At 66.7% G+C, this 9772-nt stretch carries 7 protein-coding genes; 4 read left to right on the top strand and 3 right to left on the bottom strand.

Annotated features, from left to right (window positions below):
* The 3 genes from ACQR1D_RS15725 to ACQR1D_RS15715 all read right to left on the bottom strand — a co-directional run.
* Positions 1-4106 (bottom strand): amino acid adenylation domain-containing protein (locus ACQR1D_RS15725; protein WP_434893866.1); only part of this gene is annotated, 4106 nt, incomplete at its 3' end.
* Positions 4107-4112: 6 nt separating this feature from the next.
* Positions 4113-4340 (bottom strand): MbtH family protein, encoded by a 228-nt coding sequence (locus tag ACQR1D_RS15720; RefSeq protein ID WP_315800408.1) that lies wholly within the window; start codon positions 4338-4340, stop codon positions 4113-4115.
* Between the two features lie 93 nt (positions 4341-4433).
* Positions 4434-4985, bottom strand: coding sequence for a YcjF family protein (locus tag ACQR1D_RS15715; protein WP_315800407.1), 552 nt, complete (start codon positions 4983-4985; stop codon positions 4434-4436).
* A gap of 280 nt (positions 4986-5265) precedes the next feature.
* Here ACQR1D_RS15715 and ACQR1D_RS15710 point away from each other — a divergent pair, with 280 nt between their 5' ends.
* The 4 genes from ACQR1D_RS15710 (at position 5266) to ACQR1D_RS15695 (ending at position 9223) form a co-directional block, all read left to right on the top strand.
* Positions 5266-6042, top strand: a complete 777-nt coding sequence (locus tag ACQR1D_RS15710; RefSeq protein ID WP_316215579.1) for a thioesterase II family protein — start codon at positions 5266-5268, stop codon at positions 6040-6042.
* Positions 6043-6278: 236 nt separating this feature from the next.
* A complete protein-coding gene (locus ACQR1D_RS15705) occupies positions 6279-7904 on the top strand; it encodes a cyclic peptide export ABC transporter (protein ID WP_315800405.1) in 1626 nt (541 codons plus the stop codon).
* Positions 7901-9007, top strand: coding sequence for a prohibitin family protein (locus tag ACQR1D_RS15700; protein WP_316183467.1), 1107 nt, complete (start codon positions 7901-7903; stop codon positions 9005-9007). Before ACQR1D_RS15705 ends, ACQR1D_RS15700 begins: the two co-directional genes overlap by 4 nt.
* 45 nt (positions 9008-9052) lie before the next feature.
* Positions 9053-9223 (top strand): hypothetical protein, encoded by a 171-nt coding sequence (locus ACQR1D_RS15695; protein WP_315800403.1) that lies wholly within the window; start codon positions 9053-9055, stop codon positions 9221-9223.
* The last annotated feature ends 549 nt before the right edge of the window (positions 9224-9772 follow it).

The raw sequence follows: 9772 nt of genomic DNA, 5'->3' as shown, positions 1-9772 counted from the left end.
ACGGTGGCGAAGGCGGCGTGCAGCACCATGAACAGGGTGACGCCATGGCGGCGCGCCAAGGCTTCCCAGGCCGCGACCTCGCCGGCCTCGTGGCGCAGATGCACGAAGCCCGCGGGATGGCGCGGCGTCGCCGGCCGCGGCAGGTCGAGTGGCAGTTCGAGCCGCGCCGGCGCATCGGCGAGCGCCGTGCGCCAGTAGGCGAGCTCGCGCGGAATCGGACCGTTGGGATCGGCGAGCAGCTGGCGGTGCCACAGCGCGTAGTCGGCATAGTGCACCGGCAGTTCGGGCAGGCTCGCGACCGTGCCGTTGCAGGCGGCCGCATACAGACGGGCGAGCTCGCCGAAGAAGATGCCAGACGACCAGCCGTCGAAGGCGATGTGATGGATGACGACCGCGAGCACGTGGCGCTCGGGAGCGAGCCGCACCAGCACCGCATGCAGCGGCAGGTCGCGCGACAGGTCGAAGCGGTGCTGCACCAGGCCGTCGAGCCGCGCAGCCAGCGCGGCGTCACGGTCGGCGGGCGCGAGATCGGAGAGGTCGTCGTGCAGCAGGCGAAAGGCGCCGGCCGGGCGGATGATCTGGACCGGACGATCGGCCTTGAGCTCGACCGTGCTGCGCAGGCTCTCATGGCGTGCGACCAGCGCCGTCAGCGCGCGATCGAGCGCTCGTGGATCGAGCAGACCATCGAGGTCGAGCGCGAAGGGAATGAGATAGGCGGCCGAGCCGCCTTCGAGCTGATCCAGGAACCAGAGCCGGGTCTGGGCGGCGGACAGCGGCAAGTCGGCCGGCCGCGGCACGGCGACGAAGGCGGTGGCCTGATCGCCGGTCTCGCCGTCGAGGCAGGCGGCGAGGCGGGCAATGGTCGGCTGCTCGAACAGCCGGCGCAGCGGCAGCTCGCGGCCGAACTGGCTGCGCAGGCGGGAGACGAGGCGGGTGGCGAGCAGCGAGTGGCCGCCGAGCGCGAAGAAATTGTCGTCGATGCCGATCTCGTCGTGGCCGAGCAGCTCGGCCCAGATCGCGGCAAGCGCCTGCTCGGTGGCGGAGCGTGGCGCGCGATGGGGTGTCTCGGACGCAGCAGCGAGATCGGGCTCGGGCAGCGCCTTGCGGTCGAGCTTGCCGTTGGGGGTGAGCGGCAGCGCATCGAGCGTGACGAACAACGCCGGCACCATGTAGTCCGGCAGCAGGCTGCCGAGATGGCTGCGCAGCTCTGCGATGGACGGCGCAACGCCGTCGCGGCCGACGACGTAGGCGACGAGGCGCCGCCCTTGCGGATGCTCCTGCGGCACCACGGCGGTAGCAGCGACGCCGTCGTGACGGCGCAGCGCGCTCTCGACCTCGCCGGCCTCGATGCGGAAGCCGCGGATCTTGACCTGATGGTCGGCGCGTCCCAGGAACTCGAGCGTGCCGTCGGCGCGCCAGCGGGCGCGATCGCCGGTGCGATACAGCCGGGTGCCCGGCGGTCCGAATGGATCGGCGATGAAGCGCTCCGCCGTCAATCCGGGACGATTGATGTAGCCCCGTGCCAAGCCCGCGCCCGTGACATAGACTTCGCCCACGACGCCCGGCGGCAGCGGATTGAGGGCGTCATCGAGAATGACGACGGAGCGATTGGCAAGAGTGCGCCCGAGCGGAAGGGGTGACGTGATCGCGGCCACGTCAGACAGAGCATGCCGCGTGACGAAGGTCGTGGTCTCCGTCGGACCATACGCGTTGGAGACCACCGTGCGGCTGTATTCGAGCACGCGGCGCACCACATCCGGCGACACGGTCTCGCCACCCGTCAGCACCTCACTCGCCCCGTCGAAGCAGTCGGGATGCTCCTCCGCGATCGCTGCGAACAGTTGATAGGTCAGGAACAGGCGCGTGACGCCATGCTGACGGATGGCCGTGGCCAGCCGGCGCGCGTCGAATGCGCCGGTTGGTCCGATCGCGATCGTGTGGCCGTGGAGCAGCGGCACGAACAGCTCGAAGGTGCTGGCATCGAAGGCGGGATTGGAATGCAGCAGGATCGTCTGCGGTCCGTCGTCGTGCCAGACCGGGTCGTCCGCGAGCGAGAGGATGTTGCGATGGCTGATGCCGACGCCTTTGGGATGGCCGGTCGAGCCCGACGTGAACATGACATAGGCAAGATCATCGGCCGCGCCGGCGACGCCGGGATCCCGATCATCGAAGGCGTCGGGACGAGGTGAAAGAATGCCGAGGCCGCCATGGCCGGCAAGCTCGGCCACGAGCGCGGGCGCGGCCAGGGCAAAGCGGGCGCCGGTCTCGCGCAGGATGAAATCGCGCCGATCCCTGGGCTGGCCCGGCTCCAGCGGAACATAGGTCGCGCCGGCCTTCAGCACCGCCAGCACGGCAATGACGAATTCGGATGAGCAGGCGAACAGCAGCGCGATCGGGTCCTGCGGCCGGACCCCGGCCGCGATCAGGTCGTGCGCGAGCGCGTTGGCGCGGCGGTCGAGATCGCGATAGGTGAGCGTATGGTCGTCGGTGCGAATGGCAATCGCGTCGGGGATGCGGCGGACCTCGGCCGCGAACCGCGTGGCAAGCGTTTCGCGCGGCGCGACCGCCGTGAGACAGGGGGGCGCGCCGGGACCATCGGCCCGCGCCAGATCGGGGGCGGCCAGCGCCAGCCGTGCCGCCGGGATTGCGGGGTCATCGGCGAGCCCGCGCAGCAGCATCTCGAACGCGCCGGCCCAATGCGCAACCGTCGTCCGGGCAAACAGATCCGGATTGAACTTGAAATTGCCGAACAGCGCCTCGTTCGCCTCATACAGCTCGAGCACGAAATCGAACTGCCCGAGCTGCTGCGGAAACTGGTAGACGCGCGCTGCCAGCCCGCCCCACGTGCTCCAGCCGTCATCCGCCAGCGGCGCGATGAGCCCTTGGACGGCATGCTGTCCGCGCAACTGCAGGAAGTTGAAGCAGGCCTCGTAGACAGGGGTCCGCGCCGGATCGCGCTGCGTCTGCAGCCGCTGAGCGAGCACCGCGAATGGGTAGTCCTGATGCTCCGCCGCTTCGGCGGCCGCCCGTCTCGTGGCGTCGAGAAAGGCGGCGAGGCTCTGGCCGTCCACCAGGCGGGTGCGATGCACGACCGTGTTGACGAAATAGCCCACCGTCGGATCGAAGGCCGGCTGGGTGCGCCCGGCCACCACCGCGCCCAGCAGGATGTCGTCCTGCCCGCTCAACCGGTGCAGCAGCAGGCTGTAGGCGGCGAGCAGCACGACGGACAGCGTGGTCTCGTGGCGTCGCGCCAGCGCCTTGAGCCGTACAAGCAGCTCCGGCGCGATGGCGAGGTCGATCTGCTCGCCGCGCTGGCGGCGCTGCGCCGGCCGCGGATGATCGAGCGGCAGGTCGAGCACGGGAAGCTCGCCGGACAGCAGCCACTGCCAGTACGACCACAGCTGCTCGCCGCGCGCCCCGCTGAGCATCGTGCGCTGCCAGCGCACGAAATCCGCATAGCTGCGCTCCACGCGAGGGAGCTGAGGGACCTCGCCGCGGGCCCGCGCCTGATAGCTGCGTCCGATTTCGTCGAGCAGGATGACGATCGACTGGCCATCGATGACGATGTGATGAGCCAGCGGCAGCAGGACGTGATCCTCGCGTCCGCGGCTGATGAGCACCGCCCGGAACAGCGGGCCGCGCTCGAAGTCGAACGGTTCTTCGTAGGCGTCCTGCACCGCCCGATCGAGCTCAGCCGGGTCTGCGACCTGCACGTGGCGCAGCTCGGCCGCGCGCGGCGAGACGGTCTGGATCGGCGTCCCGCCACGCCAGGCGAAGGTGGCGCGCAGGGCAGGGTGGCGCTCGATCACATCCTGCATGGCCTGCCGCAGCGCTGCGACATCGACCGCACCGCGAAGCCGGATGGGAAATGCGACGTGATAGGCGGTGCTGGTGGCATCCAGCTGATGCAGGAACCACAGCGCCTGCTGCCCATACGACAGGGGATGATGAGCCGCCTCGGTCCCGCGTCGGCGCAACAGCTCGGCCGCGAGTTGCCGCTTGCGCTGGAGTTCGTCGCCGTTGCCGGCGGCCGGAGTCTCGATCGGGCTGTCCTCAGCCGGCAGGCGCTCCGATTCTGCGCGGGATGGATCCCATCGATCGTTCACGATGCGTCACGCTGCAGACGGGTCGGCGGCATCTCGCTGGCGGCGGAGACTGAGCGGCCGCATGTCGGTCCAGGCACCCTCGATGAACGCGAGGCATTCCGCTTTGCCGCCCGTCGGTCCGGTCTGCCGCCATCCAGTCGGGATGTCCTTGAATTGCGGCCAGAGCGAATACTGCTCCTCGTCGTTGACCAGCACGACGAAGACGGTGTTCTCGTCGTCGAATACATTCACCATGTCGACACCAAGGGCATAGAACGGCGTTCCCTGAACCGCGCGGTACGGGTGATGCAGATCAGCGGCCGCAGCAGGCGGCCGTGTGCAAGCGGCTTAAGCGGTCGCCGTCTCGGCGGTCGTACCCTTGCGGGTCAATCCGCGCTTGACCTGCTCCTTCATCGTCTCGAGATCGACCGACAACAGATCTCCGCCCTTTTCGAAATGATTGACGAAGACCCGGCCGATGGCCCAGGTGAGCGCCGAGGCGAATGCCGGCACGACGGCGATGCCGAGCAGTGGACCGATGAACGGAACGTAGCGGGCCGCGCGGATCGCGACGCCGGACAGCGGGCTGACCGGCACGATGCCGCCAATCAAGGCGGCCACGTACGACTTCACGGCGTTCTCGTTGAACGGAATTTCATAGACCTCGGCGAGCTCGCTGATCATCTTGATCTGAATACCTGTCAGCGCGAAAACATCGAGCAAAGGCAAAGGGATGAGTCCGGTGATGGCACCAAACCCGGCGTTGCGCTTGACGATCGCCAGCGCCTGCTTGTGATGCTCGGGGGACACGGGGGCGGGGGAAACAGCTTGGTCGCTAGCAGCCAAATTTGTCATGATGATTGATTCCCAATTATTAGTTGAAAGGTACCATCCTTCCACCTCCCTTGGAAGGGCCGTCCGCTCGCTTCTCGCGGACTGTCACCAGATAATGTCCAGGTGATTGATACGGATGTCGAGAGACCGATCAAAAGAAGCTTAGACTTATCAGGACGTAGCAACGCCGAAGGCGGCTGAGAGGTGCGGGCAATGCACAATGAGGTGCGGATTCATGGGAATCCCCTCGATTGTCCTGTGAGCATCGTAGGCGCGGCCGCATCTGGAGGTGCGGCAGCATCGGCCTGTCATGATAATATGCAACAAATTTGAAGTGGGTTGATCGATGCCTGATCGCTGGCAGCATTCGTTTGCTGATGAGTGGCTTCTTTGTTTCAAGCCGAGACCTGCGGCCCGCCGCCGGCTGGTCTGCTTCGGGCCGGCAGGAGGCGGCGCGTCATTCTATCGGCGTTGGCCCGATCTGGCGCCGCCCGATGTCGAGGTGCTGGCGGTCCAGCTTCCAGGTCGGGAGACGCGCCTTGGCGAGGAGCCGCGTCGCGACATCGTGGAGTCCGCAGCGGAGGTCGTCCGCGCGCTGCTCGCCAGGCCGGATCTGCCGACTGTGCTGTTCGGCCACAGCATGGGCGCGCTGCTGGCGCTCGAAGCGGCTCGGGGACTTCGCCGTGCGGAATATGCGCCCGAGCTCCGTCTGGCGGTCTCCGGCCGGGAATCCCCCGATCTTGCAATGCAAGATACCGGTTTCATGACGCTGGCCGATGATGAGTTTCTGATCGCCGTCGATCGCCGCTACGGCGGCATTCCGCCGGCCGTGATGGAGGTCGCGGAATTGCGCGAGCTGATCGCGCCGGCGCTGCGCGCCGATTTCGCGGCCGTGCTCGGCTATCGCATTCCATCGCCCGATCCGCTCGACATCGATCTCACCGTCATGCGCGGACGCGATGACCCGCAGACGGCGGATGAGCGGATCGCAGGATGGGATCGTGTCTCACTCCGGCCGGTTCGCCGCTGCGATTTTCCGGGCGGGCACTTCTATTTGTCCGATCGTGCTGAGGCGGTGCTGTCGGAGCTGCTGGCCGACCGCTTCGTCGCGGAGCCGTCCTGAGCCGCAGTTCGATCAGGTTGCGTATTGTCCGATTGGTTTATTTGTCAGCCTTGCCGTGCCCTCTTTGCCCTGGACGCTGGTTGTGATCAAACACGTTGCAGCAGGATTCGATGTTGCCCGATGTGCCGGACGAGCTTCGTCGTGATCGCCGGCGCTGTTTTGTGGCGGAGTGCTGCGCCCGCCGTCGGCATCGGGGCCTTGAGGGATTTCAGCGTGGACAGAAGGCGGTTTGAACCTTGGACCTGATACGCTTCGTCCTCGCATCCGCGGGTCCCATCCGCTTTCGCCTGATCGCAGGCATGGTGCTGACCAGCTTCGCCATGGGCGCGCTGATGGTCGTCACCAACACGGCCACCGCGCCGGAGTCGAGCGACGGGCCGGCGCTGGAGATGGTGCTGCTGTTCCTGGTCCTGGCGGCGCTCGTGATCGGCTCGCACCGCTACTCCATGCGCATGGTCACGGCCCTCAGCGAGGCCATCCTGCGCCAGATCCGTGACAACTACGTGCTGCTGGTCCGGCGGATCGAGCTCGAGGCGCTGGAGCACACCGGCGTCGACCGGATCTATGACGTGGTCGCGCGCGAGACCATCCTGATCTCCGACGCCGCGCCGCAGATCGTCACCGGGATCATCTCGGCGATGACGTTCCTGCTGCTCGGCGCCTACATCGCCTACCTGTCGCTGTTCGCGATCACGCTGCTGGTGTTCGCCTTCGTCGTGACCGTGTATTTCTACCGCTACAGCCAGCGTGGCTCGCGGGCGGCCCTGGTCGCCGCGAGCGCGCAGGAGACGCGGTTCCTCGACCTGATGGGCCATCTGCTGCACGGCTTCAAAGAGGTGCGTCAGAACGCCGCGCGCGGTTACGACCTGGAGCAGGATCATCTGCTGCCGGCGTCCGAGCAGATCGACGTCAAGAATACGGTCGCGATGGACCACATCGCCTCCGGCATGAGCATCTCCTATATCGGCTTCTACAGCCTGCTCGCCGCGGTGGTCTTCATCCTGCCGGGCTACATCAAGGAGCACCGCACGGTGCTCCAGGTGCTCTATACCGTGCTGTTCATGCTATCGTCGCTCGACAACGTGCTGCGCTCGGCCGCGGTGCTGGCGCGCGCCAACCTGTCGATGGAGCATCTCCTGGATATGGAGAAGCGGCTGCTGGCCGCCGCACGTGAGCCCGAGCCGTCACCCGATGCCGCGCATCAGGTGTTCGAGCGGGTCGAGCTGCGCGCGATCACCTATTCGCACACCGGCCGCGACGGCAAGCCCAGCTTCACGCTCGGGCCGTGCGACCTCGTCGTTCGACCCGGGCAGATCACCTACCTGATCGGCGGCAATGGCAGCGGCAAGTCGACCCTGATGCGCCTGCTCACCGGCCTCTATGACCCCGCGGGCGGTGTCATCCTGTGGGACGGCGAGCCGGTGGACCATGCCCTGCGCGGCAAATATCGCCAGTTGTTCTCCTGTGTCTTCGCCGACTTCCATTTGTTTGATCGCTTCTACGGCGCGCGCACGATCGATCCGGCCAAGGTGAATGCCATGGTGGCCGACTTCGGACTGGCCGAGAAGACGGCGTTTCGCGACGGCGGCTTCACCCAGCTCGATCTGTCGACCGGACAGCGCAAGCGGCTGGCGCTGATCGTTGCCTTGCTCGAGGACCGGCCGATCTACCTGTTGGACGAGGTCGGCGCCGATCAGGATCCGTCGTTCCGGCACCGCTTCTATACCGAAATCCTTCCCGACTTGCGGGCTCGCGGCAAGGCCGTTATCGTCATCAGCCACGATGATCGCTATTTCTCGATGGGCGATCGCGTTCTCACGATGCGGGACGGCCGGCTCGAGCAAGCCGAGGCTTTGACATGAGCGTGGCCTATCCCGATCGCAGCCTTCGCAACTCGCCGTCTCCGCTCAGGCCGACGCGCGGCAGATTGCGCGATCGCGTCGAAGCCTATGTCGTCGGCACCATCGCCTTCGCCGGCCTGCTGGTCCTGTTGCTGTGGCGGACCGTGATCGTCGTGGTTCCCGCAGGCCATGTCGGTGTGCTTTACAGCCTGCTCGGCGGCGGCACCGTCATCAACGACGTCTATCGCGAGGGGCTGGCGCTCAAGCTGCCCTGGAACAGGATGTATCTGTTCGAGACGCGCGTCCAGTCGCTGGCGCTCGACGTCGAGGCGCTCAGCCTCGAAGGCCTGCGCGTCGACGTCAAGGCCAACCTCATCTTCCACGTCGATGCCAACTCCGCGCCCCGGCTCCTGAAGGAGGTCGGCACCGACTACGTCAATCGCCTGGTCATGCCGGTGGCACTCGGCGTCATCAGGCGCGTGATCGGCAAGTTCGACAGCCATCGCCTCTACACGCTCGACAGCGAGCTCCTGACCGGCCAGATGCTGGACGCCCTGCGCGGCGAGCCCAAGAGCACGATCCTGCTCTATGACGACATGGTCGTGACCCGGGTGATGCTTCCCGACGGGATGCGCAAGGCGATCGAGGACAAGCTGACGCAGGAGCAGTACGCCGCATCCTATGAGTTCATCCTTGCACGGGCCCGCTCGGAGGCCGAGCGCCAGCGCATCGAGGCCATCGGCCTGGAGAATTACTATGCGACGGTGTCGCGGTCGCTGTCGAAGGACGTGCTGACCTGGACCGGCATCCAGGCAACGCTGGACCTCGCCCGCTCCAACAACAGCAAGGTCGTCGTGGTCGGCGGCGGCGCCAATCAGATGCCGCTCATCCTGGGCTCGGATATCTCGTCAGGCAGTGCCACAGCGCCGAACCCCTCGATCATGGACTTCGACAGCACCAAGCTCAGCTTCCCCAAGATCCAACAGCCGCCGCGGGACGTCCTGGAGAATCCGAGCGGCGTCGACCTGCCAGGACAGGCCCGCATGACTCCCCTCGGGACGCCGCCGGCGCCGGTACGGCAGGGATCTCCCATTCCGGCGGCTCCGGTGCAGAATGCCCGCTAGCTCCGCGCCGCCCACCGTTTTCGCCAGCATGAGGAGCATCGCCTGATGTCTGCCTTCGTCATCATCATCTATGTGCTGCTGTGCCTGTTGAGCGGCTATTTCGGCCGCGACTCCCGCATGGGCTTCTGGGGCTGCGTGTTTCTGTCGGCCATTCTCAGCCCCGTGCTGATGCTGCCGGCGCTGTTCCTGCTGGGCGGCGGCCGGCGGCCGGCCTGATCCGAGTCGGGCCCGCGCGGCGCGCCGCTGCCTCGGCGATCAAGGTCCTGCACCCGACGGGCAGTTGCCGCATGCGTGTCATGTCCAAACTGCCCGTCGTGCCAGTTTGTCGCGCACTTATCACTTGCACCGTCGGGCAAATCACCTCCACATTTCCGCGCATCCCGGCTCGCTGAAGAGGGACGTTTCGCGATCGTCACGAACGTCGAGCCGGGGATGCGATGGGCGTGTCGGTCCGCAGCGTGATCTCGATTGCGCGGACGAACGGAACGATGCGACGGCGAAATCGTGTGGTCCTGGCGCCCCGAAGCTGGCGCCAAGTCGGCGGTCATGATGATCCGTCGGCGACGGGGGCAATCAAGCCGGTCCCCGGGGAGATCACGTATAAGCCGTCAAACCATCGCGCAGGGAAGGCCGGGATGTCCCAGCCGAACCTGTGGTTCCTGCCCCGTGCATTCTTTCCGCACGGGGGCCATGGGGGCGGCAGGCTCCCGGCCTTCCTTGCGCCTCTTCTCGCTGGAGAGGAGGACGAACGGAAGCAAAGCTCGG

Source organism: Bradyrhizobium sp. HKCCYLRH2047, assembly GCF_051168175.1.
Taxonomy (GTDB): domain Bacteria; phylum Pseudomonadota; class Alphaproteobacteria; order Rhizobiales; family Xanthobacteraceae; genus Bradyrhizobium.
This window is presented reverse-complemented; position numbering and strand designations above follow the sequence as displayed.

Bases quoted from the DNA above. Each gene is read 5' to 3' on its own strand.
- ACQR1D_RS15720 (WP_315800408.1), bottom strand. From the start codon at position 4,340: ATGGTGAATGTATTCGACGACGAGAACACCGTCTTCGTCGTGCTGGTC.
- ACQR1D_RS15710 (WP_316215579.1), top strand. From the start codon at position 5,266: ATGCCTGATCGCTGGCAGCATTCGTTTGCTGATGAGTGGCTTCTTTGT.
- ACQR1D_RS15700 (WP_316183467.1), top strand. From the start codon at position 7,901: ATGAGCGTGGCCTATCCCGATCGCAGCCTTCGCAACTCGCCGTCTCCG.
- ACQR1D_RS15695 (WP_315800403.1), top strand. From the start codon at position 9,053: ATGTCTGCCTTCGTCATCATCATCTATGTGCTGCTGTGCCTGTTGAGC.